Below are 24509 nucleotides of genomic sequence, written 5' to 3' on the forward strand. Positions count from 1 at the left end.
TTGGTCGCCGCTCGCCCATGACATGACGTGGGACCTTCCGCCGGAGAACGCGTGTCGTGGCCGAGCGAGCCGAGGCGGCTGCGCCTTCACCTTCGGCTCGTTCGGCGCGGACGAATATGAGGGGTTCCGCAGGCGAACGGAGGGTTACGCCATGCTTGGCGCCGCCGCTTGCGGCGCCGGGCTTGCGCCTGTCTCGGGTCGGATGCGGAACCAGATCGCGTAGAGCGCCGGCAGGAAGAGCAGGATGAGGACTGTGCCCGCCGCGGTCCCGCCGATCAGGGTGTAGGCGAGCGAACCCCAGAACACCGAGGTGGTCAGCGGCACGAAGGCGAAGACGGCCGCGAGCGCCGTCAGCACGACCGGACGCGCCCGCTGGACGGTCGCCTCCACCACCGCCTGATAGGGGTTCATACCCTCCTCCTTGTTGGTGTGGATCTGGCCAATCAGGATGAGCGTGTTGCGCATCAGGATGCCCGACAGGCCGATCAGTCCGAGGATGCCGTTGAACCCGAACGGCACGCCAAACAGCAGCAAGGTGGGCACGACCCCGACGAGGCCAAGCGGCGCGGTAAGGAACACCATGAACATCGCCGCGAAGCTGCGAACCTGAACGATCAACACCAGCAGAATGAAACCGATCATGACCGGGAAGATCGGAGCGAGAGCCGCGTTGGCCTTGTCCGACTCCTCGGCGTTGCCGCCGATCTCGATGCGGTAACCCGGAGGAAGCGCTGCTATCGTGGGCGCCAACGCCTTGAACACCTCAGCGGTGACCTGCGGCGGCTGTAGGCTCTCGTCGATGTCGCTCTGGACGGTGATGGTCGGGATCCGGTTTCGCCGCCGCGTCACCGGATCCTCGGGCCGCGTCTCCACGCGCCCGATCTGGGCGAGCGGCACCATCTGCCCACCGCTGTTGATGACGGTGAGGTCGCCTAGCCGGTCGAGGTCCGGCGCGGCGCCGAGGTCGCTGCGCACCACCAGCGCGACGGTCCGTATGTCCTCGCGGATCTGGCTGACGGTGGCGCCGCGCAGCAGAACCTGGAGTTGCTGCGAGACGTCCGCCGTGGTCAGCCCGATCGACTGCAGCCGGTCCTGGTCGAGCACGAAACGGGCCGTCGGCGCCCGTTCGCCCCAGTCCTGGTTGACGGTGCGGGTGTGAGGATTGGCCTGCATGACGGCCTGCACCTGGTTCGCGACGTCGCGCAGGACCGTGAGATCCGGCCCCATGACGCGAAACGCGACGGGGAAGCGGGCGTAGGGGCCGAAGACGAGCTGGGTGACGCGGACGCGACCTTCCGGCGCGAGGCCGTCGGCGACCGCTTGCCGTGCCCGGCGCTTCAGCGCCTCGCGCTGCTCTTCGCTCCCCGTCAGCACGATGATCTTGGCGAAGGAGGGATCGGGCAGTTCAGGGTTGTAGGCGAGGAAGAAGCGGGGCGCCCCCGCGCCCACGTAGGCCGTCACCACCTTGGCCTCCGGCTGCTTGAGCAGCCAGTCCTCGACGCGACGGGTGATCGCGCTCGTGACGTTGATCCCCGTGCCTTCGGGCATCTGGACTTCGATCAGCACCTCGGGACGATCGGAGGTCGGGAAGAACTGCTGCTTCACCGCGCCCATGCCGACGATCGCGGCGACGAACGTCGCCGCCACCATGCCCGCGACGACGAACTTGCGCCGGATCGACCAGCCGACGAGCCGGCGGAAGCGCTCGAACATGGGAGTCGCGTAGATCTGGTGGTGGGCGTCGCCTGGCATCTTCTTGATGTCCGGCAGCAGCTTCACGCCGAGGTACGGCGTGAAGGCGACCGCCACGACCCAGGAGGCGATCAGGGCGAAGCCGGTGACCCAGAAGATGTTTCCAGCGTATTCGCCCGCGCTCGACTTCGCGAAGCCCACCGGCAGGAAGCCGATCACGGTGACGAGCGTGCCGGCAAGCATCGGCGCGGCCGTGTGGGACCAGGCGTAGGTCGCGGCTTCGACCCGGTTCAGCCCCTCCTCGAGCTTCACCACCATGATCTCGATCGCGACGATGGCGTCGTCGACCAGGAGACCGAGGGAGAGGATCAGGGCGCCAAGCGTGATGCGGTCCAGCATCCGGCCCGTGACCATCATGACGACCAGCACGATCGCGAGCGTAAGCGGCACGGCCGCCGCGACCACGATGCCGACCCGCCAGCCCAGGCTGATGAGGCACACGATCATCACCACGGCGAGCGCCACATAGAACTTCAGCGTGAACTCGCCGATGGCCTCCTCGATGTTCACGGCCTGGTCGGTGACTTTCGAGATCGTCACGCCGACCGGCAGGTCCGCGCCAAGCGTCGTCTCGGCTTGAGCGAGCGCAGCGCCAAGGTCGAGGCCGTTCCAGCGCTCCTTCATGACGACGTTGAGGATCAACGCCTCCTCGCCGCCGTTGCGGACCAGCAGCGTCGGCGGATCTTCGTAGCCGCGCTCGACAGTGGCGATGTCGGAGAGCTTGAGAATGCGTCCGTTCGAGACGATCGGCGTCTCGCGGATGCGATCGAGACTGTCGAGCGCTCCGTCCAGACGCACGACCACCTCGGGGCCCGATGTCGTGACCGAACCGGCGGGCGTCACGGCGTTCTGCCGCTGGAGGGCGGCGAAAACGTCGCCGGGGCTGACGCCGAGCGTCGAAAGCCGCGCATAGGAGAAGTTGACGAAGATCTGCTCCGGGCGTTCGCCCACGATGTCGACCTTCTTCACCCCGGGCAGGTGCAGCAAGCGCTGGCGCACGGTCTCGGCGTGTCGCACCAGCTGCCGTTCCGGCAGTCCGTGACCCTTCAGCGCGTAAACCGCGAAAACGACGTCGGAATATTCGTCGTTGACGAAGGGTCCCAACGTTCCTTGCGGCAGCCGGGTCTTGAGGTCGCCGAGCTCGAGCTTCTTTCGCGCCTCGTAGAACTGCCCGGGCACGGCTTCGGGCGGCGTGGCGTCCAGAAACGTGACGGTCGACAGCGAGAGCCCCGGCCGCGCCAGGGTCTCGACCCGGTCGTAATACTGCAGCTCCTGGAGCTTCTTCTCGATCGGATCGGCGACGAGGGCCTGCATTTCCTGGGCGGTCGCGCCGGGCCAGACGGCCGTGACCGTCATCACCTTCACGGTGAACAGCGGGTCTTCCGCACGCCCGAGCTTGAGGTAGGCGACCAGGCCGGACACGATGATCGCAAGAATGAGGAAGAGCGTGATTCCGCGCTCGCGGACAGCGAGCGCGGACAGGTTCCAGCCGCTCATTGCATCGCGGCCTTCTGCTCGGCGATGCGGATCGGGTCGCCTTCGCGCAGGAACCGGCCGCCGGTGGCGACCACCGCCTCGCCGGGCGCGACCCCGCCGCTGAGCGTCGCGACGTCGGCCCCCAGGCGCTCGACCCTGACAGGTCTCCGCTGAAGTCGTGGCCCGTCCTCGATCGCCCAGACAAAAAAGCCGAAGCCGTCGTCGTTCAACGCCGCCAAGGGCACGCGCGCGGACGCCCCGTCTGGGGCCATGCTGAGCGTCACGGAGACGGTCGCGCCGAGCGGCGCCCGGGCGGCGTCACCGCCAAGCACGTAGCGCGCCTCGTAGGTCCGGGTGCGGGGATCGGCCGCGTCGGACAGCTGGCGCAGCTTCGCGGGCCCCTTCACCTCTCCGCCGTAGAGACTGGCCGCGGCCTCGGACCCGATGTCCGGCCTCACCGACTCCGGCAGGCTGATCGAAGCCTCCCGCGAACCGCTGTGGGCGACCCGCAGGACGGCTTGCCCGGCCGAGACGACCTGGCCCGGCTCCGCCAGCGTCTCGACGACGACGCCGTCTTCATCGGCCAAGAGGATGGAGTAGGCGCTCTCGTTCCGCGCCACCTGGGCCTGCGCCCGCGCCGCCTCGAGCTGCGCGTTGGCTGTGTCCAGCGCCGCCTTGGCTTGCTCGTAGCGCTGCTGGGTCGACCATCCCGCCTTGCGGAGCTCGCGGTACCGGACCTCATCGGCCGCGGCCTGCTTCTGAACGGCCTCCGCCGACGCCACCGCGCGCTCGCGTGACGTGATCGCGAGGTCGAGGTCGGTGCGGTCGATGCGCATCAGCGGCTGACCCGCCCGGACGCTCACGCCGGTGTCGACCAGGCGTTCGACGATCTTGCCGGGCACCCGGAAGCCGAGGTTGCTCTGGACGCGCGCCGCGACCACGCCGGTGAAGACCCGGCGCTGGGCCGCGGCTGGCTCCACCGGCGCCACCTGCACGATGCGAGGCGCCTGACGCGGGTCCGCCTGCGCCTCCGGCTTACAGGCGGCTAGCGCGAGCGCCGCGGTCGCAACGCTGATCAGGCAGGCAATGCGGACGCTCGGCATCGGTTCGTCCCCCTGAGACTTTACAAATTACGATCATCATATAAAAAGGCACGGCGTCGCACGCAAGCGGATTCTCGGCGACCTCCTCCGCGAGCCGTGGTCCGCGCGCTGCGCCGCTGCTGCGGTCGGCCTTCGGCCTGGGCGTGTCATGCGACCCAACGGTCCACGTCGGAGGCCGGCCGTGGCGCTTTTCCCAGCGCAAGCCCTTAGGCTGCGCGGCGGGACCATCCAGCGTGGGTCATCGCCGCGCTTAGCTGGCGCAATCGGCGGGGGGCGTCTGCTCGGGCGGCAGGCGGGGAGCGACGGCATGTTCGCGATCCTCCGCCGCGGGACGGGATCGTCCCGCAGCCTGCAGGTCTCGAACATCGTTGGCATACGCGGCTCCGGGCCGCCGCGGGTCAGCGCATTAGGCCGCCCGCCATAAAGCCTGCGACGGCGGCCGCCGGAGCGTGGGCCGGTCGCGCGGATCGCGGCTCATCGCCCCGATTGGCGCACGGCCGCCGCGGCGGTCAGGTCGGAAAGCTCATCTTCAGGCGCTCGCGGCAGACGTCGAGGACGCGCTCGGACAGCGCCTTGTCGTCCCCGCAGGCGCGCGCCAGCACGATTGCGCCGATCATCCCGGCGTAGAGCGCGAGCACCTCGTCGCTCGCCGTGTCGCCAAGGCCGAGCGCTTTGCTCAGGCGCTCGAAGGAGTCCCGGGCGCCATCGGCCATGGCCCGCTGGACCAGCGCGTCCCCGCGCGACGTTTCAGCCCCCAGCGCCGCGACGGCGCAGCCGCTCTCCGGACGATCGCGGTGCCCCGGCGCCACGTATTCGTCGATCACGGCCGCCACGCGTTCTTTCCCGCCGTCGCCAGACCGTTCGGCCGCGGCGACCAGGTGATCGGCCGTCTCGTGGAGCGAGCGACGCACAGCCTCGGCGATCAGCGCGTCCTTCGAGGGGAAGTGCGCGTAGAAGCCGCCGTGGGTGAGCCCGGCCTCCTTCATGAGGGCGGGCACGCTGACGCCGTCGACTCCGTCGCGCCGAAACAGGGCCGCAGCCTGCGACAGGATCCGCTCCCGCGTCGCGGCCTTGTGCTCCTTGCTGAGCGGCATCCGGCTGTCTCCCTTTCCGCGCGATCAGCAGAACAGGATCGCGCCTCATGCAGGGCGATTACAATATCATGTTATGATCATCATCTCAAAACTCTGGAAGGGGTGACCTCCAACCAGCGTCAGTCGGCAGTCTGCGCTAGGAAAAGCTCCGCGCTCAGTTCGAGCGCGTCGACAAGGGAGCGGAGCTCCTCCAAGCTGACATGCTCGTCCGCCGCGCCCATGTTGTTCGGCGTCAGCCCGCAGGTCACCGTCGGTACGCCCGCATAGCGGTAATGGCGCGCGTCCGAGGCTCCGACCCGCATGGTCCGGACAGGCCGCTCGCCAAGCACGGTCTCGCAGGCGGCGCTCACCGCCGCGACGATCGGGTGGTCCGGCGGGGTCCAGTTCGGCTCGTAGCGCCGCGTGATCTCCACCGTAACGCCGGGGATCGCCTCCGTGCGGCGGAGGATCTCGGCTTCGACGTCGGCGACCGTCACGCCGACCGGCAGCCGGACGTCGGCTGTCGCCTCGGCCTCGTCGGCGATCAGGTTGCTGAGGCGGCCGCCCCGGATGGTGCCGAAGGTCACGGTGACATGGCCGAGCGTGTGGCTCTCGCCGGCGCCTGACAGCGCTTCCGAGACCGGCGCGCTCGCGGCGATCGCGCGAGTGACCTCCTCCGGCGCCTGCACGGCGATGTCGCGCAACGCCTTGAGGCTTTGGATCGCGTCGACCAGCCGTTCGATCGCGCTCTCGCCGCGGTGGACATGGGCGGCGTGGGCGGCCTTGCCGGTCGCCTTGAGGGTCAACCAGATCATGCCCTTTTCGCCGAACCTCAGTACGCCCGGCGAGCCCACGTCGGCCGAGATCATCGCGTCGCCCTGCGCATAGGGAACCGTGTCGAGCATCAACTTCGTGCCGAGCACGCCCATGGTCTCTTCGTCGCCCGCGAAGGTCGCCACGACCTCGCCGCAGAGCGTCTTGCGCTTCGCGGCGAGCCGGGAGAGCGCGACCACGATCGCCGCGACCCCGCCCTTCATGTCGGAGACGCCGAGCCCGTAAAGCTTGCCGTCGCGCTCCTCGCCGTCCGGGTCCGCGTTCCAACCGGCGCCCAGGGGATAGGTGTCGAGATGGCCGTTGAAGACGAGCCGCTTGCCTCGCCGCCCGCCGCGGACGCGCAGCACGACGTTCGCGACGTGATCCGCGCTCTGGACGCGCTCCGCCTCGATCCCGTCGACGCCCCAGACCGCGGCGAGGATGACGTCCGCCGGGCCGTTGGTGTCGCCGGGGGGCGTCTCGCTGCGGGCGCGCAGCAGAAGCTTGGTGAGCTCGACGACGTCGATCCTATCCGGGCCGGTTGCGCCCATGGTCAGGCGGCCCTCAGAGCGGCCGTCGCCGCCGCGTCGATCGAAAAGTCCGCCGTCAGCGCGACCTTGTAGACCGCCTCGGCGCGCTCGCGGCTGACCAGCCCTTCGACGACGTCCCCGCGCACGCGTTCGGGATCGCGGGCCGCAGGGTCGCCATAGCCGCCGCCGCCGTTCGAGATCGAGACGACCTTCTGGTCCGCGCGGACCACGACCTGCTCCGCGGTGCCCAGCACGGAGACCGCGCCGTCGTCGGATTCGAGGTACTGTCTGGCCGAGAGCGACGGCAGGCCCCCGCAGGCGCCTTGCGCCGGATTCACCGTGCCGTCGCTGACGAAGCCGAGTTCAAAGTCGCAGTCCACCGGGCGGAACTCGGTGCGGATGCCGGGCGCTCCACGGAACGCGCCCGCCCCCTCGCTGTCCCGCGCGATCGAACGGCGCTCGACCAGCATCGGATGCAGCATCTCGTCGATCTCGACGCTGTCGTAGAACGGCATCCCGGCGTTCCCCATGCAGAACAGCGACAGCCAACCGTCCTGCACGGGCGTCCCAGGCCCGCCGCCGGCCGCGAGGATGACCTCGTTGATGAAGGCGTGGCCGTTGCGCGGATCCGTGCCCGAGATGACGCCGGCGGCGGGCGGCAGGCCTGCGCCGCCCTCCGCCATGCCGACGTTCGGGTCGATCTGGGCAAGCGCGCGCTGGACCGCGTTGGTGACGCGATCGCCGAGGTTGGTGGTGGCGACGGAGGTCGAGACCGGATGGCGAGGTATGCCCACGCAGCAGTTCTCGCGCAGGGTCACATCGATGCGGCGGAGCGTTCCGGCGTTCGGGATCACCGGGATCGGCAGACTGTTCAGCACGCCGACGAGAGCCGCGGTGCGGGCGCAGGCGTGGCTGAGGTTCACGCCGACCGGCACGCAGTCGATGTTGTCGGTCATGTCGACGAAGATGCGGCCGCCTTGCGCGTCCACCACCACGTCGGCCGTCGCCGGGATGCCGCCCTCGGGGGTGCCCGGAAGCGGGTCGTGCACGCAGGTCGCGCGGGCGCTACCCGAGTTCATCGTCCCGATGACCTCGACCATCCGGCGCTCGGACAGATCGAACCAGTCGCGGGCGTGGGCGGTGAGCGCGTCCCAGCCGAGTTCGCGCGCCATCTTGATGATCTCACGTTCGCCGATGCGCGCCGCGCCGACCATGGCGAGGTAGTCGCCGCGCCACTGGTCGGGCACGCGGATGCGCATCAGGCACATGTTGATGATGTCGGCGACGTCCTTGTAGCCGGTCTGCACCTTCACCGCCGGAAAGATCAGCGCCCCTTCCGCGTAGACGTCGCGCGCGAGGCCCATATAGGTGGTCGGCAAAGAATTCCCGCAATCGGCCTGGTGCGCCTTGGCCAGCACGGTGAAGCGGTGGACGCCCTCGTCGTCGAACACCGGCACGAGGATGGTGTGGTCGGCCGCGTGGCTGTTCCCGTGATAGGGCGAGTTGTGAAGAAAGGCGTCGCCGGGCTTCAACTCCGGATGAAGGTCGAGCATCGACCGCGCCATCAAGTCGGCGCCGCCGATCACGTGGATCGGGTAGCTGTCGGCCGCCGTCAGCAGTTCGCAGTCGGCGGTGACGAGCGCGCAGGAGAAGTCGCGCGCGGTGTTTATGACGCCTGAGCGTGCGGTGCGCAGCAGCGTGTTGGCCATCTTGCGCGTCACGCCGTCGAAGCGCTTCTGCATGATGGCGAGCTTGACGCCGTCGAAGCCGGCGGCTGGGGCGACGGAAGCGGTCACGCGGCGAACTCCCGGAGGCGGACGGCGGGCTGGACGAGGGGCTCGACCATGAGACCGCCGTCGGCGGTCTTTCGGGCGCGCGAGCCTGGCGCGAGCACGACCGTCGTGAAATTGCTTTCGACGACGGCCGGCCCGAGGACCGTGGTAGCCCGGTCCAGCGTCTCGAGCCGGTACGCGGGCGCGTCGACCCGGCCGGTCTCACGGAACGTCATCGGGCGCGACGCGGCGCCGTCGGAACCCTGGCCCGCCGGCAGGCGGATGGCGCCCTCGTCGGCGAGGCGGCAGCGCGCGAGCGCTCGCCAGCCCATGATCTCGACGTCGTCCCCGTCGTCGCGGAAGCCGAAGAGCTCTTCGTGGCGCGCGTGGAAGGCGACGACGAGGCGCGCCGCGGCGTCCGGCGCCTCGAGCAGGGCCTCGTCGAACGCGACGTCGATCTCCCAGACTTGGCTGGGATAGCGCGCCTCGATCGCGAGATCGACTTGTCGCTCGCGGGCCCGTTCGCCAGCGGACGCGAAGAAGGCCTCCGCCCTGCCGTTGAGCCCGGCGACGATCGCCTTCGCAACCTCGGCGTCGAAGGTTCCGGTCTTCATGAAGGCCACCTGCGAAAACTCCGACGTCAGCTCCGACATCATGGCGCCGGCGGCGCTCAGCGCGGCGCCGACGTCGGGGAAGATGATCGAGCGGCAGCCGAGCCGGCGCGCGATCAGCACCGCGTTGATGCCGGCCGCGCCGCCGCCGCCGATCATCACGGCGTCCTCGGGGTCGACGCCCTGCTTGACCGTGATGTCCTCGATCGCGTGGACCATGCTTTCGGTCGCAAGATCGACGATCGCGAGGGCGGCGTCCTCGACGCTCAATCCCAGCGGCGTCGCGACGTCGCGCTCGATCGCCGACCGGGCGGCGTCCACGGCGAGGCCCATCTGGCCACCCAGGAAGAAGGCCGGGTCGATGTAGCCGAGCGCGACGGCCGCGTCGGTGACGGTCGGCCGCGTTCCCCCACGGCCGTAGCAGACGGGCCCGGGATCGGAACGCGCGCTTTCGGGACCCACGCGCAGCAGGCCGCCTTCCACGATCGCAATCGAGCCGCCGCCTGCGCCGACGCTCTTCACGTCGACCGAAGGGAAGCCGGTGAGGTGGCCCTGGTAGATCGGCCCGAGCCAGGTCTCGCGGGTGCGCGGCAGCGTTCCGTCGCGCACGAGGCTGACGTCATAGGTGGTGCCCCCGGCGTCGGTGACGATCGCAGTCGTCGCGCCCTCGAGCGCCGCGAAGTAGCGGCCCGCGACAGGCGCCATCGAGGGGCCGGAGTTGAGCGCGAGGATCGGCCGCTCAGCGAGTTCCTCGACGTCCACGAGTCCTCCTTGGGACGTGACGGCGAAGATCTGGCCGGCCATTCCGCGCTTACCGAGCCGCTGCTTCAACGCCCGCAGATACGCGCTCATGATGGGTTTCAGCGAAGCGTCGATCGCGCAGGAGGAGGTGCGGCGATACTCGCGCACCGTCGGGTTCAGCCGATGCGCGAGCGTGAACGGGATTCCCGGCAGGCGTTCGGACAGAAGCTCCCCGACGCGCAGCTCGTGCGCCGGATTCACGATCGACCACAGCAGCGAGACCGCCACCGCCTCCACCTTCTCCTCCCTGAGCCGCTCGATGACGGCGAGCACGGCTGTTTCGTCGAGCTCGGCGTGCTCGCGGGCGTCGGCGAGGATGCGGCCGGGGATTTCGAAGGTGAGCGCGCGCGGGATGTAGGGGGCGGGATAACCGATCCGGTAGTTGAACGGATCGGTGCGCCCCCCCTCGCGGATGAGCAGGATGTCAGGGTGCCCCTCGGTCGCGAGCAGCGCCGTGCGGGCCGCCTGTCCCGTGATCACCGCGTTGATGGCGCGGGTCGTGGAGTGGAACAGCACCTCAACCCCGCCGAGGAACGCCTCGACGCCGGCCCCCTGCGCCTCCGCGGCCAAGGCGACCGCGGCGATGATGCCGTCGATCGGGTCGGGATAGGTGGTCGGGGCCTTGAAGATCTCGGCGGCGCCGGTGGAGCGGTCGACGACGAGGTCGGTGAAGGTGCCGCCGACGTCAATGGACAAGCGCATGCGGGTCCGCCCTTCGCATCCTGGGGTCGATGCAAGCCGCTTGCGCCATGCGCAAGCCGGCTGGTTTAAGTGGTTGGTCGTCGAATCTGAGGAGAACGGGAGCCGCATGGCCGGAACGAGCGTCGAGCGCAGCGCGTCGGGTCCTTCCCAGGAGAAGCCGATCCCGATCGGCCCCCGGGTGCGACACCTGCGCCAGCTTCAGGGCCTGCGGCTGAAGGATCTCGCGGGCCTCGCCGGCTGCTCCGAGAGCTTGGTGTCGCGGATCGAGAACGATCTCGTCACGCCCTCGCTCAGCACCATCCACCGCATCTGCAAGGCGCTCGGAGTGAACGTCTCCGCGCTGGTCGATCCCGTCGAGCAGCGTGTCTGCACCACCTACGGTCCGCATGACCGGCCGCGCACCTCGCATGGACCGGCCGGCGAAGGCGACGGCAGCATGTGCGAGACGCTGACGCCCTTCGGCGCGGAGCGGATGCTTGAGGGACTGCTGCTCGACCTGCCCGGCGGGGGGCCGCTGTGCGGACCGTTCGAGCATGCGGGCGAAGAGGTCGGCTACGTGCTGGAGGGCGAGCTCGAGCTCATCGTCGAGGGCGAGCGGCACCAGTTGCCGGTCGGGCACAGCTTCTTCTTCAGCTCGTCGCGCGTGCACAGCTATCGGGCCTTCGGAGCGAAGACCTGCCGCGTGCTCTGGATCAACACGCCGCCGACGTTCTGAGAGGGCGGGGACGCGGCTCACGACGCCGTCTCCGAGCGTTCAACGACCCGCAAGAACCGCTTGGTGCGCTCCTGACTCGGGTTGTCGATCACGTCCGAGGGCGGCCCCTGCTCGACCACTACCCCCTCGTCCATGAAGACGACGCGGTCGGCGACCTCGCGCGCGAAGCGGATTTCGTGGGTGACGACGATCATCGTCATGCCGGCGTCGGCGAGCTTGCGCATGACCTGCAGGACTTCGCCGACGAGCTCCGGATCGAGCGCTGAGGTCGGCTCATCGAACAGCATCAGCTTCGGTGAGATCGCGAGCGCGCGGGCGATGGCGACGCGCTGCTGCTGGCCGCCTGAAAGCCGGTGCGGAAGGTGGTCGGCGTGCCGTGCGAGGCCGACTTCGGCGAGCAGCCTCAGGCCGAGTTCGCGCGCCGCGTCGGGCTTCATGCCGAACACGCGGACCGGCGCCTCGATGACGTTTTCGAGGGCGCTCAGATGGTTGAACAGGTTGAAGTGCTGGAACACCATGCCGATGCGCGCGTCCGCCCGCGCTTTGGCGAGACGGCCCGTCGGCCTCAGTCCGCCCCCAGGACCGCGTTCGTAGCCGACATGGGCCCCATCGACGGTGATCTCGCCCCAGTCGACGGGCTCGAGGTGATTGATGGCGCGCAGGAACGTGCTCTTGCCGGAGCCGCTGGGGCCCAGGAGCACTACCACCTCGCCCCGCGCGACCGTCATGTCGATGCCGTTGAGCACGACGCGCCCGCCATAGGACTTCTGAATGTTGCGGCAGACCACGAAGGGCTCGCCGCGCTGCGCCGTCCCGCCCGCGGAGGTCGCCAGGCTTCGAAAGACGTCGTCGCCGGGCGCCGCCGGCTCGGCGGTCCCCGGGATCGCGGCGGACGCCGGCGGAGTGGCTTCCGACGGCTTTTCGTTCAGCCGGAACCCGAACATGCGCCGCAGCGTCTCGCCGCGCGGGCGGCGCTCCCGCTCAAGGTCGAAGCGCGCCTCGGCCCAGCCTTGAGCGATCGAGATCGCGCTCGTCAGGATGAGGTAGATGAGCCCGGCGGCTGCGAAGACCGTGAAGAACTTGAAGTTCTGGCCGACGATCTGCTGCGCTTTGAACGTCAGCTCGTTGACGAAGATGATCGAGGCGATGGACGTCAGCTTGAGCATGCTGATCGTGTCGTTGCCGACGCCCGGCAGGATGGCGCGCATCGCCTGCGGCAGCACGATGCGGCGCAGCGTCAGCACCGGCCCCATGCCGAGGGCTGTGGCCGCGGTCGACTGCGCCTTGTTCACCGACAGGATGCCGCCGCGGATGATCTCCGCGCTGAACGCAGCCTGATTGAGCGAGAAGCCGATGACGGCGGTGGTGAAGCTGTCGAACTTCAGTCCGATGTAGGGAAGCGCGTCATAGATGAAGACGAGCTGCAGCAGCTGCGGCGTGCCGCGCACGATCCAGATGTAGAACCAGGCGAGCGCGCGCACGGCGAAGAGGTTCGAGAGCCGCATCAGCGCGAGGCCAAGGCCCAGGACGAGGCCGATCGTCATGGCGAGCGCGGTGATCTTCACCGCGGTCCATGCCCCAGACCACAGGAATTCGGACGCCGCGTAGGAGAAGAACTCCCAGATCCAGTGCTGCTCCGGCGCCACGGGCGCGTCGTCGGCGAACAGGGATTGCCCGGCGGTCGTCGCCGGGGCCTGAGCCCATGCGGCGACCGCCATGAAGGCGCTCGCGGCGACGAATGTCGCCGCGACGCGCAGAGCGATGCCGATCGTCATGCGGGCGCGCCTGTCCGACCTCGCCCGATCAGTCGCGCTTCACTTCGGCCGCGACCTCGAGCGAGGGATCGACGCCGTACTTCTTGAAGATGGCGGCCTGCTCGCCCTTGGCCTGCAGCACCTTCAGTCCGTCGTCGATCGCCTCGATGAGGTCGGCGTTGCCCTTGGCGGTCGCTGCACCCATCGTGAAGCCGCTGATGATCGCGAAGGCGCGGGCGTATTTCTCCGGCGCGTCCTTCACGGTGGCGTCGGCGAAGCCGAGGTCCCACAGCAGGATGTCGGACCGGCCGCTCTCCAGCTGGCGCATGCCGGCCGCAAGATCCTGGAACGGCATCATGGTGACCGGGTCCTTGCCGCCGGCCTTGCAGGCCTCGTCTTGCTTCTTGGTCGCCTGCTCCTCGACGCTGCCGAGGCCGAACGCGACGGTCTTTCCGCAGAAGTCCTCGATCGCCGAGACTTTCTTCGGGTTGCCGGCCGGGACGAGCGCGCCGGTGCCGGCCTTCATGTAGAGCACGAAGTCGACGGTTTTGGCGCGGGCGGGCTTGTAGTAGAGGTTGTCCCACATGACGTCGATCTGCCCGGCCATCACCGCCGGCAGCAGGCCTGACCAGCCGCCGAGCACGAACTCGGTCTTGAGCCCCGCGCAGTCGAACACGGCGCGCGCGAGATCGGCGTCGACGCCTACGACCTTGTCGAAGTTCGCCTTGTCTCGCATGACGTAAGGCGGCGTCTGCGGATCCGCGCCGACCTTGATCGTCTTGCCGGCGAGCGACGGATATTTCTCCGCGACCTTGGCCGGCTCGCAGGCGGCCTGCGCGCGCGCGGCGCCCGTGACGGCGACAAGCGCTCCGAGGGAGGCCGCCGCGATCGCCATGCTCATTTTTATGGATGCCACAGTCTGAACTCCCCGATTGCGTCATGGTGTGAGGGGGCCGTCGGCGGAGCGCCGTCCGGGCGTCGCAGGCGTAATCAGTCGATGCAAGTTACTTGCATGTTGCGCAAGTCAAGCAAGCGATGTGCCACATCGAGGTCCGCCCGGTTTTTCGAGATTTCCTTGGCGAGACGCAGCGTCGCCCGCCGGCCGTCGCCGCTTTGCGCGGCGCCTGCACTCAGCCTAGGCGCCGACGAGCGCAGCTGGCGCTTGCGAGGGCGCGCTCAGCGTCGCGAACGCGCCGGCGTGGAAGAGCAGCGGTCGGCGGGAGGGCGCCGAGGTCAGCTTCAACACGCGGCCGATCAGGATGTGATGGTCGCCCCCGTCATGCATGGCGTAGCGCGCGCATTCGAAGGTCGCGATCGCGTCCCTGATCAGAGGGGCGCCGCACACCCCGGCGGCGCTCGGCGTCCCCGCCCATTTGTCCGCCCCGCGCGAGGCGAAGCGCATCGCGCAGTCCGCCTGCTCCTCGCCGAGCACGCTGATGCCGAAGTGGCTCGCGCGCTCGAACGCCGGCATGCTGGAGAGCGAGCGCGCGAGCGCCACTGAAATGAGCGGCGGGTCGAGCGAGACGGAGACGAAGGAATTGGCCGTGACGCCGACCCTTCGGCCCAGCTCGTCCTTGGCCGCGACGATCGAGACGCCGGTCGCGAAGCATCCCGCCGCCCGGCGGAACGCTCTGGGGTCTATTGGGTCCTCGCCGGCCTCGCTCACAGCAATCCGAGCGTCGCGACGCGCTCCCCCTTGGACACGCTGCCGAGGGTGGTGGTGCGTACCAGCAAACCGTCCTCGGGCGCGCTCACGACCTCGACCTCATCACCATAGACGTTGAAGATGCGGCAGAGCACGTCGCCGGCCTTCACCGCCTCGCCCAGCGCGCGCTCGGTGATCAGCAGGCCGCCCCGATTGGCGCGCAGGCCCAGGAAGTCGCGCATGACGTGGGTCTCCGCTGGCGGCACTTGATCGCCCTCGATCATCCCGAGCCCGATCAGCAGGTTGGCGACGCACTGCGCGCCGATGGCGACCTGATCCTCCTCGAGCCGGCCGCCCTCGCCGATCTCAAAGGTGAAGCCGGGAATCCCGGCCTTCGTCGCTTCGACGCACAGGATGCCGTCGGAGACATACATCCCCTTGTCGCCGCGCATGATCCAGCCGGTGCCTAGCAGTTGCGCCATGCGCTCGGCTTCGCGCGCGGGCTCGCCGAGGTTCATGTGCGGCAGGATCGCGATCGGCACATAGCGCCCGCCGCGGGTCGGGGTGTGGACGTCGAGCGCCGCGTCGCACTGGCTGATGAGGCGGAAAAGCGTCGCGGCCATGACCTGCGCGATGTTGCCCTGGGGGTCGCCCGGGAAGCAGGTCCAGGCGTCGGTCGGCGCCTGATCGAGCGGCGACTTCAGATACTGCGAGATCGGCAGGCGATGGTCGGCCAGCAGCGCGAGCGGCTGCTGCACCGGGCAGCAGACGATCGAGCCCGACAGCGTCTTCGGGTCGATCGCCGCGAGCGCCCGGTTGACCAGCGCGATTCCGTTCACCTCGTCGCCATGGATGCCGGCGCCGATGTAGATGCGGGGTCCCGGCTTCGCGCCGTTGATCAGCACGAGCGGCAGTTGCACGCTGGAGCCGTCCGCGAGCTCGAGCGCCGAAATCTGACCGCGCGCCCGCTCGCCGGCGGGAACGGAAAAGCCTTCGATCGTCAGGTCTTGCATCATGCGCTCGTATCAGCCGGCGACCGCTCTGAGCGGAGCGTCGGACTCCGGCTCGGGCAGGCCGTAGGAGGTGAAAAGGCCCTCGACCGCGCCCTTGGCGCCGGCCCAGTCGAAGGTGCGATAGGCCATGCCCGCCACGACGTGGCGCGGGCCGGAATAGAAGGTCTCGTACTGGACGTGCCGCGAGGCGAACTCCGACCCCATCGCGTCCCAGGCGAGCTTGAACAGCTGCACGCGCTCTTCCGGCGAAAAAGCCGGCGAATGCTGGGTGCGGCAAATGAGATCGGCGATTTCGGGATTGGCGAAATCCCCGACCGAGGACGGCAGCATGATCACGCCTCCGCCGGAGAGTTCGCGCAGCGTCTGAATCACCCGCGGATAGAGCGCCTGACCCTTCACCTGCGCGGCGTAGAGCAGGCCGCGGTCGGGGAGGAAGTAGGAGCCATAGAACGACCCCTTGGCTTCCATGCCGTAGACGAAGGCCTCGATCATCCCGACGTCGGCCGCCAGTTCTCCGAGCGTCTGGCGCACGTTCGGCATGGCGGAGGTGCCGATGGTGTCGGCGATCTTGTGGGCGAGGCCGACAAGGAAGCGCAGCTTCACCATCAGACGGATCTCGGCCTGATAGTTCTGGAACGCGTGCACCGGCGCCTCGTGCCACTGGGCCAGCTGCGCCGCGATCCCGCGATGGACGAAGATGCGGTCCCAAGGAATTTTGACGTCGTCGAAGTAGATCAGCGCGTCGTTCTCGTCGAAGCGCGACGACAGCGGGTAGTCGAACGCCGAGGTGGCAGCCTGCTCATAGGAGCGCCGCGACATCAGCTTCACGCCCTTGGCGGCGATCGGCAGCATCGCGGTCAGGGCGTAGCGCTCCTCGGTGGGCCCGAGCGGCCGCAGCGTCGTGACCATGACCTCGTCGGACAGCGCCGCGCCCGTGCCGAGCATCTTTGCGCCGCGGATGGTGACGCCGCCCTCGTCCTCGTCGACGATCCGGACCGCGACGTCGGCGTTGCCGCCCTCGCCCGCCCCCTTCGAGCGGTCGCCCTGCGGATCGATGATCACATAGGAGAGGTAGAGGTCGCGGTCGCGGGCGTAGGCGTAATAGTCCAGCACCGCGCCGGCCCGTCCGCCCTCCAGCCGGCGATAGACGTCGGCGCCCGCCGCCATGCAGGCGATCGTGGAGGCGACGTGATCGGGCGAGCGGCCCATGAAGCCATGATGCAGCTCCGCCCAGGCGACCAGCGCCTCCCGCCGGCGGACCAGCTCCTCGTAGGACGTCGGCATCTGCCAGGCGCGGCTGACGCGGACGCCCGTCGGCGTCTCGAAGGTCGAGCGCTCGATGTTCTCAGGGCGGGCCTGAAAGTCGTAGAGGCCCGCGACCGATGCGGCCGCGCCCTTAAAGGCCGCATGTCGCCCGACGTCCGGAACGCGCTCGCCGTTCAGGAAGACGCAGCGGCCGTCGTTCAGGCCCTGGACGTAGTCGGCTCCGGATCTCATTGCGCCCTCCACGGCCCCAGCTTCTTCGCAGGCCGATATTTCACTTTGCGACTTAGCTTTGTCAAGAAGCTAAAATGGCTTTATATTGGGATCCCTCGCGGTTGCGGTTCGTCGCGAGCTATGGGCATCTCGCCACGCAGACCTCCGCGGACGTTCCGATGACCTCATTTCCTCCAAAGACCGTCAGCCGCCGGGAACTGCTCGTCGACGGTTCCGACGCGGCGTTCCGGACCCTGGTCGACGACCTCTCGCACTTCGCGTCGCGCCTTCAGCAGATCCGGGACGGGCTGGCGCGGCGGATGGGGGTGACGACGCCGCAATATTCCATCCTGATGGCGCTCGCCCGCAGACCCGAGGAGGGCGCGCTCGGCATCAAGGCTCTGGCGGAGAGCCTGCGGATCAGCGTGCCCTTCGTGGTCAACGAGACCAAGAAGCTCGAGCGGCTCGGACTGATCGGCAAGCTCCCCGTCGCCGAGGACAAGCGGAAGGTCGACCTCGTCCTGACGGACGAGGGCCGGCGCGCGATCGCGGCGGTCGGCGCCATCCAGAGGGAGGTCAACGACGTGCTCTTCAGCAGCGTGGACGAGGCGTCGTTTCACGAGCTGTCCAAGCTGACCCGCGATCTCCTGGTCTCGGCGGGCCAAGCCCTGACCCTTTCGGACGAATGAGCCTCGCGTGAAGCCCTCGCAAGACATTCCTGTCCTCGCGTGGCAAGCATCGGCTCGCGAGGAACGCCTGCAGACACCAGCCCGCTGGAGCTTCGATGACCGCGCCGACGCCTCCTGCACCCTCGACGGCCCTACCCCGCGCCGTGACCCACGGAATCGACGAGCCTCTCATCCGCAGGGTCGTCGACCGCTTCTATGCGCAGGCGCGGGAGGACGCGGTCATCGGACCGGTCTTCAGGACCGCCGTGCCGGACGAGCGATGGCGCGCGCACCTCGACACGATCGTCGACTTCTGGAGCTCGATGCTGCTCGGAACCCGTCGCTACGACGGCCGTCCGCTACGCAAGCACCTCATGCTGCCGGAGCTGGGGGACGAGCACTTCAGGCGCTGGCTCGCGTTGTTCCGGAAGACGGTCGAGGAGCTCTGCCAACCGGACGTCGCGGCTTTCTGGGCCGACCGCTCGGAGCGCATCGGGAACTCATTCCGCATCAACGTTCGGATGCATCGCGGGGATGACGTTCTCCACATCAAGCCGCTCGAGCGCGAGGTCCTGCCCGAGTAGAGACATCCGGCATACGCCGGATCGCGCCGCGTCGAGCGCGGGCTAGGAGACCGAGCGACGCGCGCGAGTGAGGGCGATGATCCCCGCCATGACCACGATCGTCGATCCGACGAGGGTGAGAAGGTCGGGCCGCTCGTTAAAGACGATCACCCCCGTAAGGATGGCGAACACCAACCGCGTGTAGCGGAAGGGCGTCACGGCGCTGATCTCTCCCGTCCGCATCGCCGTCGTCAGGGCCCCGTAGGCGACGATCCCAGCGCAGGACGCGACCCCCAAGCTCAGGGCCGCGCCCGCATCCGGAAGTTCCGGCGCCGCGCCGAACGGAAGCGCCACGAGCCCGGCGAACACCAGAGACGCGAAGCCAAGCACGCCGAGTTGGTTCTGTGACAGGCTGGGCGGGGCGGCGCGCGTCGCGAGGTCCCGTCCCGCGAAGCCGAGCGTCGCGATCACGGCGAAGACGGACAGCAGGCTAAAGCCATCGGCGCCCGGCCGCAGGATCAGCAACACCCCGCCGAGCCCGACGAGGACCGCGAGCCAGCGGCGAACGCCGACGCTCTCGTTGAAGAACGCCGCAGCGCCGGCGATCACGACGAGGGGGGTCGACTGAAGGATCGCGGACGCGGTCGAGAGCGGCGTCAGCGCGATGGCCAGCATGAAAAACAGCCGCCCCGTGACCTCGAACAGAGACCGGACGAGCACGACGCGCGACAGGACCGCCCGCGACACGGGCCTCTCTCCCGCGGCGATCGCCATCGCGGAGAACGCCGCGAGCCCCACGGCGCCGAACGACATCAACACCTGCCCGATCGGCAACGACTGGGCCGCAAGCTTGAGGAAGGTGTCCTCGACCGCGAAGCCCAGCATGGCGAGGACCATGAATGCGGCCCCGCGCGCATTCCACGCCCCGTGGCGCCGGTCAGAACCGCGGTGAGGGGCGACACTTTTAATGCTCATGGCCACGCATGTGAGATGCGCCGTGGAGAGGCTGGCTACGGGGGGATGTCGCGCGTCGTGGCGCACGCGAGGGCCGCCGCCAACGCGCCGCACGGGCATACGCTATGACGGCTCGCCACGCGAACCTGATCGGACGCCGGCGACCATGTCGCTCCCTCGCCGGTCCATCTGCGGACATGAACAAGCGGGCGCGTTCGTTCGATTGCTGCTGGGCGCGGTCATGACCCCAGCCGCAGGAGGCGCGCCCTACGCCGATCTTGGCCCCATCCCGATCAAGGTCATGCGCCGTCGGGAGCCTGGCCAGACGCGGGCCTCACGCGTCGCCGGTCCGGCCGCTCATTGAGCGACCGCAAGCTCCACCTCCGGCCGTCGCTCACAAGCCTGGAGACAGAAAGCGGGTCCACGTCGATCCGGTAGAACGCCGTCGCGGGAGCGCCGAGCGATACGATCGCGCAGGCCTTCACGACCGCGGCCGGCGCGATGGCGACGCTATGCCCGCGATCGGACAGGCGCTCCGCGAGCCAGTCCCCGACGCGCGACGCGAGATCGGCGAGGGATTCGCCGCCATGAGGCTTCGCCAGTGGATCGCCGGCCCACTCCGCGAACGCACCGGGCTCATCTTTCGCCACGTCGTCCAGGTCGCGGCCGCTCCAGGCGCCATAGTCGATTTCGGCGAGCTTTTCCGAAGCGGCCGCATCCACGCCGAGCCATTCGGCCGTGAGGCGCGCCAAAGCATCTGGAGCGCGCCAGTACCTGTCGGCACGCGGAACGAGCCGACCGCGCCTGACCTCGATCGCGTGCGAGACATCGTCCGCGTCCTCGCGCTTCGGAAAGCCGGGGCGCCTCCGGCGGTCGGCGCAGATGAGAGTCAGGCGATGCGTCATCGCGCTCGGCCGGCTGCGCCGACCGCCCTCACTGATCGCCGGTCGGCTTCTGGCTGGCGCCGGCCGCGCGACGTCGGCCCGCCATCGCTGCGACGCCGCCGCCGACGGCGAAGAAGACCAGACCGAGGCCGGCCGACGCCGTCGCGGGATCGCTCAGGACATCGGTCAACCGCGGCCTGACGATCGCGGCGGTGTTGAACGGGCTTGCGCTCGAGGAGCAGATCGCGGCGGCCTCGGGCGAGGCGGCCCGTCGGGCCTCGATGCTCTCCAGGATCGCGTTCGCGCGCAGCCGGCTCGAAGGCGCGCGCGCCATGGCGTGCAGCAGTTCCTTGGCGGCCGCGAGATAGGCGTGGGCGCAAGGGTTGAACGGGCTGGCCTCGCGCGAGACGCCGCCGGGCGCCAAACCCCAGCCGCAGTAGGCGAACTGGACGCCGAAGTGGTTCACGAGCCGTCGCACCGGCCCGTCGGTCGCCGCCTGAGCCTCCGCGAGCGCGACGATCTCATCGAGATGCTCGTCGATGATGGCCATCTCGCCATGAGAGATCGGCGCGATCGGCAGGCCGCCGCCGTCCGTCGACGGCCCGCCCGAATGGGCGAGCGCGGCGGCGGGGGCGAAGACCCCAGCCGCGAGTGCGGCGGCCCGGACCAGGCGCCCGAGCCGTCCCGCAGAGGCGCCCGGCGTCATCGCGACGCCGCCGCGTGCGCCGCCCGGGCCGGCGGGCGCGCGCTTCGGGCGGCGTATTCCGTTGCGGCCCCGAAGCCGAGACCGACGGCCGCCCAGAGCACGGCCTGCACGCCGATCGACGCCATGCGGAAGTTCCAGAGCGCGGCCGGAGAGAACGAGGCGGGAATCTCCTCGATGTTCGGGAGCGCCGCGAACATGACCGCGACGACCGCAAGATAAAGGAGGCCCGCGGCCGTCGCGCCGTTCCAGTCGCCGAACCGCTCGGCGAGGCGCCGGGCCGCCATCACGCTCGCGGCCATCAGCGCGATCGAGAACGCCAGCATCGCGAAGAACAGCTCCGTGCGCGCCCCGATCGTGTCCGCGCTGCCGACGGCCGGAGGGTTCGCGGGATACTTGAGCTGCGGGATGAGCACGACCGTCACGAAACCGAGCGCCGCGAGAAGCGCGGCCGTCGAGCGGGGGCTCATGGACCCCAGGCGTCCGTTCGCGAAGGCGAAGGCCAGCGCGAACAGGCCGCCCGCCGCGGCGCCGTAGACGACGAGGCCCGTGAAAAGCCCAGCGCCGGCCTGTGTGGAGCGGCTCACGATCTCCGGCTCTTCGGCCTCGCCGTGAGCCCCGGAAGCATGGCTCGCGCTTTCCTCGAACGCGATCGCGTACTCAACCCATGGCTCGCCGAAGACCTTGGCGAAGCCGAAGGCGAGAAGGCCGGCGAGCACGCCGACCATCATGCCCCTCAGCAGAAGGTTGCCGACCATCTCGCCCTCCCTCAGTGGCAGGGGAAGCCGAGCAGGTGGCGGCCGTCGTGCACGAACTCATGCACGAAGGAGCCCCCGATCAGCGAGGTCGCGCCCTCTTCCGCTCCCACGAAGTAAACCGTGAGAAGGAGCATCAGGCCCGCGAAGACCGCCCAGGGCAGGATCGCCGCGACGGGAATCGGCTCGACGTGCGTCGACGTGGGGGTTGCGAATGCGGCATTGGTCATCAGGATCTCCCGAGTTCGACCGATGGAAGGAGAGACGCCGCGCGTGGGCCGCGCGACGGAAGGCGCGGCTCAGGACGCGCTTGGGGATTGCTTCAGCGCGACGTCGTGGATCCAGCCTGCGAGCTTTGCCGAAGCGAAGGCGAAGCAAGCCCCGATGATCATCGAGAACGGCACGATCAGCAGCGCGTTGCGCCCCGAAGCCGACAGCATGGCGGCGGGCGTGAAGGCGTCCGCGTTCTGCGTCAGGAATGAAAACGTGCAGGCGTAGCCGTAGGTGACCGCCGGGATCGACGAGAAGGCGGGGATGTGGGCGGCGAGAACGTAAACCGCGATCGAGGCCGCCACGATCGTCGCGCCGAGGACGGGCCCCGGAGCGAGGAGCGCGAGCGCGAGGCCTGCGGTCCAGGCGATGACGACTCCGAAGATGTTGGAGACGACGGTCGTCCGGAACGCCGCGGCGTCGCCGCCGCAGTGGTAGAAGCAGGCCCATGCCGCGAACGCCGCCCAGATCAGGAAGGCGTTGGTGGCGAGGAACGCCCAGGTGCAGATGCCCCCGAGGAGTCCCACGCTGATGGCGAGAGGGATGATCATGGCTTGCGCCTTTCGAGACGCGTGAGGACAAGACTTTCCCTTCCGGCGCGAAGCGATTCTCGCGCCGGTCGGCGAAACGCCGGTTCGGATGCGACTAGAGGGTCAGATGACCTCGTCGCGGGTGCGGTGGAGGAACTCTTCCGTGCGCCTGTCAAGCTCCTCGTGATTGATCAGCCCCTTGTCGAGCGCGAGCCTTTCGAAGGCTGCGAGCCACTGCTCGTAGTAGCTCCACGTTTCGTCGCCCGGCTCGTGGGTCTTGTCCCACTCGCCGATCGTGCTGATCAGGCTCTTGCGGAAGTCCTCGTAGGGGTAGGACTTCGCCTCCGCGAGCGCGAGAACCATGCCGAAGGCGCGTCCCTGCCAGGGCTCGTCGAACTTCAGGCTCTCGCAGTTCCGCGGGATGGCCTCGCGTCCGGTGAGGTCGTCGACATAGGCGTCCATCGTCCGCGCCTCCTCAGGCCGTCGCCAGACCGAGGCCCTGCATGGCCTCGGTGGAGACGAGCGCCGCGAGCTTCTCCTCGCTCCAGCCGTCCGTGCCGGCGGGCCGCTCGGGAATGACGAAGTAGCGGACCTGCGCGCTCGAATCCCAGATCTCGATCTTGGACTCGTCCGGCAGGGTCACGCCGAAGTCGGAGAGCACGCCGCGCGGCTCACGCACGACGCGGGCGCGGAACACCGGGTCCTTGAACCAGTAGGGCGGCAGACCGAGCAGCGGCCACGGCCAGCAGGAGCACAGCGTGCAGCAGACGACATTGTGGGTGCCGGGCACGTTCTCGACGACCTTGAGATTCTCGCCCTCGATGCCGTCGCGCATCCCGAGCTCGGCGATCGCCTTGTTGGCGTCGGCGAGGAGGCGTTCCTTGAAGGCCGGGTCGGTCCAGGCCTTGGCCACGACCTTGGCGCCGTTGAACGGCCCCATCTCGTGCTCAAAGAAGTTGATGACGCGGTCGACCGTGTCGGTGCCGATCAGGCCCTTCTCGCGGAACAGGGACTCCAGAGCCTTGGTGCGCGCGGCGTAGTAGGTCTCGCTTTCGCGCAAATGATGATGATGTTCGTGATCGTGATCGTGATCGTCGCTCATTGAACTCGCCTTCTCTTGGCGGGCGCGCCGCCGCTATTCGTCGCGTATCGGGAGGAGTATCTGGGTCACGCCGCCTCGAGGTAGGCCTCGAAGCAGTCGTTGTAGAGCACGTCGCCCTTGTCCGGGATGTCGTCCCAAAGATCCCGCGTCTTAAACTTCACGAGATATACAGGCTGGGCGGTGCAGATGCCGTCGGTCGGCACGTTGTCGGCGTAGAGATACGCGCCCTTGTAGACGGTCTCCACGACGCCGATCCGATTGCGGAGGTAGCCCGGGAGACGGGTATGGGCCGCCGGCGGCATATCCTTCACCCGCACCGTGTCTCCGGCTTTGAAGAGCGGGTCGACCGCCACGTCGCGATACGGATTTGCGCCGGTGTAGAAGTAGTCGATGACCTTGGCGGTGACGTCGTTATCCCCGGCGTTCGGCTGCGCGGCGTCGGGATGTTCGAGGTAGTACTTGGTCTTGGCCTCGAGCTCTTTCTCCGAGATATAATTCTTGGAGATCAGGAACTTGCACATTCCGCCGAGCCACTTGATGTAGTAGCGGTACTTGAAGTAATCGAGCGGGTTCATGGACTCGGCGAGAACCCGCAGGTCGGGCCAGGCCCAGATGCCGGTGCCCATCATCGTCGTGTGAACTGCGAAAAGCTGGGCCTCCCACGGCTCGACGAAGACGCGCTTCTCGACGTTGACGGGGCCGAGATTCTCTATGCCCCCGAGATAATGCTGTATCTTCATGCTTGAGCCTCCGCATCGATCGGCGCTGAACGACCCCCTCGGGATCGGCGCCTCGCTTGAATCAGGTCTGCGCGGCCGCGCTTCCGCGGCGTCGTCGCAGGCGA

General features: G+C 68.8%; 23 protein-coding genes. 3 read left to right on the forward strand and 20 right to left on the reverse strand.

All coding sequences use genetic code 11. The features are described 5' to 3' along the window. Positions 1–144: 144 nt before the first annotated feature. The 6 genes from METY_RS01545 to METY_RS01570 all read right to left on the reverse strand — a co-directional run bounded on the left by METY_RS01545 (position 145) and on the right by METY_RS01570 (position 10633). Positions 145–3249: an efflux RND transporter permease subunit gene (locus METY_RS01545; RefSeq protein ID WP_103119627.1), complete on the reverse strand. Its 3105-nt coding sequence runs from the start codon at positions 3247–3249 to the stop codon at positions 145–147. Beyond that, on the reverse strand, positions 3246–4331 hold the full coding sequence (locus tag METY_RS01550; RefSeq protein WP_103119628.1) for an efflux RND transporter periplasmic adaptor subunit: 1086 nt from the start codon (positions 4329–4331) through the stop codon (positions 3246–3248). The genes METY_RS01545 and METY_RS01550 overlap by 4 nt, the downstream gene beginning before the upstream one ends. A 509-nt stretch (positions 4332–4840) precedes the next feature. Further along, positions 4841–5425, reverse strand: coding sequence for a TetR/AcrR family transcriptional regulator (locus METY_RS01555; protein WP_103119629.1), 585 nt, complete (start codon positions 5423–5425; stop codon positions 4841–4843). A gap of 119 nt (positions 5426–5544) precedes the next feature. After that, a complete protein-coding gene (locus tag METY_RS01560; RefSeq protein ID WP_244593470.1) occupies positions 5545–6768 on the reverse strand; it encodes a M20/M25/M40 family metallo-hydrolase in 1224 nt (407 codons plus the stop codon). Positions 6769–6770: 2 nt separating this feature from the next. Then, positions 6771–8543, reverse strand: a complete 1773-nt coding sequence (locus tag METY_RS01565; protein ID WP_103119631.1) for a hydantoinase B/oxoprolinase family protein — start codon at positions 8541–8543, stop codon at positions 6771–6773. Next, positions 8540–10633, reverse strand: a complete 2094-nt coding sequence (locus METY_RS01570; protein WP_103119632.1) for a hydantoinase/oxoprolinase family protein — start codon at positions 10631–10633, stop codon at positions 8540–8542. The genes METY_RS01565 and METY_RS01570 overlap by 4 nt, the downstream gene beginning before the upstream one ends. 106 nt (positions 10634–10739) lie before the next feature. Here METY_RS01570 and METY_RS20760 point away from each other — a divergent pair, with 106 nt between their 5' ends. Next, positions 10740–11348 carry a helix-turn-helix domain-containing protein gene (locus tag METY_RS20760; protein WP_160147285.1) on the forward strand — a complete coding sequence of 203 codons (609 nt, stop codon included), beginning with the start codon at positions 10740–10742 and terminating at the stop codon, positions 11346–11348. 17 nt (positions 11349–11365) lie between these two features. Here METY_RS20760 and METY_RS21660 read toward each other — a convergent pair whose 3' ends face one another. The 5 genes from METY_RS21660 to METY_RS01605 all read right to left on the reverse strand — a co-directional run bounded on the left by METY_RS21660 (position 11366) and on the right by METY_RS01605 (position 17257). Further along, positions 11366–13123 carry an amino acid ABC transporter permease/ATP-binding protein gene (locus METY_RS21660; RefSeq protein ID WP_103119633.1) on the reverse strand — a complete coding sequence of 586 codons (1758 nt, stop codon included), beginning with the start codon at positions 13121–13123 and terminating at the stop codon, positions 11366–11368. Positions 13124–13151: 28 nt separating this feature from the next. Next, on the reverse strand, positions 13152–14003 hold the full coding sequence (locus METY_RS01590; protein WP_244593471.1) for an ABC transporter substrate-binding protein: 852 nt from the start codon (positions 14001–14003) through the stop codon (positions 13152–13154). A gap of 234 nt (positions 14004–14237) precedes the next feature. Then, positions 14238–14768, reverse strand: a complete 531-nt coding sequence (locus METY_RS01595; RefSeq protein WP_103119635.1) for a flavin reductase family protein — start codon at positions 14766–14768, stop codon at positions 14238–14240. Next, on the reverse strand, positions 14765–15763 hold the full coding sequence (locus METY_RS01600) for a succinylglutamate desuccinylase/aspartoacylase family protein (protein WP_103119636.1): 999 nt from the start codon (positions 15761–15763) through the stop codon (positions 14765–14767). The genes METY_RS01595 and METY_RS01600 overlap by 4 nt, the downstream gene beginning before the upstream one ends. 9 nt (positions 15764–15772) lie before the next feature. Then, entirely contained in the window at positions 15773–17257 is a 1485-nt protein-coding gene (locus tag METY_RS01605) for a 4-hydroxyphenylacetate 3-hydroxylase family protein (protein ID WP_103119637.1), read from the reverse strand. A 74-nt stretch (positions 17258–17331) separates the two neighbouring features. Here METY_RS01605 and METY_RS01610 point away from each other — a divergent pair, with 74 nt between their 5' ends. Next, positions 17332–17925, forward strand: coding sequence for a MarR family winged helix-turn-helix transcriptional regulator (locus METY_RS01610; protein WP_103119638.1), 594 nt, complete (start codon positions 17332–17334; stop codon positions 17923–17925). A 95-nt stretch (positions 17926–18020) separates the two neighbouring features. Then, positions 18021–18488: a group III truncated hemoglobin gene (locus METY_RS01615; RefSeq protein ID WP_103119639.1), complete on the forward strand. Its 468-nt coding sequence runs from the start codon at positions 18021–18023 to the stop codon at positions 18486–18488. 42 nt (positions 18489–18530) lie between these two features. Here METY_RS01615 and METY_RS01620 read toward each other — a convergent pair whose 3' ends face one another. The 9 genes from METY_RS01620 to nthB all read right to left on the reverse strand — a co-directional run bounded on the left by METY_RS01620 (position 18531) and on the right by nthB (position 24405). Further along, a complete protein-coding gene (locus METY_RS01620; RefSeq protein WP_255400792.1) occupies positions 18531–19442 on the reverse strand; it encodes a DMT family transporter in 912 nt (303 codons plus the stop codon). Positions 19443–19720: 278 nt separating this feature from the next. Beyond that, a complete protein-coding gene (locus METY_RS01625; protein ID WP_160147286.1) occupies positions 19721–20173 on the reverse strand; it encodes a histidine phosphatase family protein in 453 nt (150 codons plus the stop codon). A gap of 181 nt (positions 20174–20354) precedes the next feature. Next, the gene (locus METY_RS01630) at positions 20355–21011 is read right to left on the reverse strand and encodes a hypothetical protein (RefSeq protein WP_103119642.1); all 657 of its coding nucleotides are present in this window, start codon (positions 21009–21011) and stop codon (positions 20355–20357) included. Next, positions 21008–21766 carry a CbtA family protein gene (locus METY_RS01635; RefSeq protein WP_103119643.1) on the reverse strand — a complete coding sequence of 253 codons (759 nt, stop codon included), beginning with the start codon at positions 21764–21766 and terminating at the stop codon, positions 21008–21010. The genes METY_RS01630 and METY_RS01635 overlap by 4 nt, the downstream gene beginning before the upstream one ends. Before the next feature lie 11 nt (positions 21767–21777). Beyond that, positions 21778–21993: a CbtB domain-containing protein gene (locus METY_RS01640; RefSeq protein WP_103119644.1), complete on the reverse strand. Its 216-nt coding sequence runs from the start codon at positions 21991–21993 to the stop codon at positions 21778–21780. Positions 21994–22062: 69 nt separating this feature from the next. Then, positions 22063–22584 carry a DUF1097 domain-containing protein gene (locus METY_RS01645; protein ID WP_103119645.1) on the reverse strand — a complete coding sequence of 174 codons (522 nt, stop codon included), beginning with the start codon at positions 22582–22584 and terminating at the stop codon, positions 22063–22065. Between the two features lie 102 nt (positions 22585–22686). Then, on the reverse strand, positions 22687–23025 hold the full coding sequence (locus METY_RS01650; protein WP_103119646.1) for a nitrile hydratase accessory protein: 339 nt from the start codon (positions 23023–23025) through the stop codon (positions 22687–22689). A 13-nt stretch (positions 23026–23038) separates the two neighbouring features. Then, positions 23039–23665, reverse strand: coding sequence for a nitrile hydratase subunit alpha (gene nthA / locus METY_RS01655; RefSeq protein WP_103119647.1), 627 nt, complete (start codon positions 23663–23665; stop codon positions 23039–23041). A gap of 65 nt (positions 23666–23730) precedes the next feature. After that, entirely contained in the window at positions 23731–24405 is a 675-nt protein-coding gene (gene nthB, locus METY_RS01660; RefSeq protein ID WP_103119648.1) for a nitrile hydratase subunit beta, read from the reverse strand. Positions 24406–24509 lie beyond the last annotated feature (104 nt).

The organism is Methylopila sp. Yamaguchi (genome assembly GCF_002897035.1).
GTDB lineage: Bacteria > Pseudomonadota > Alphaproteobacteria > Rhizobiales > Methylopilaceae > Methylopila.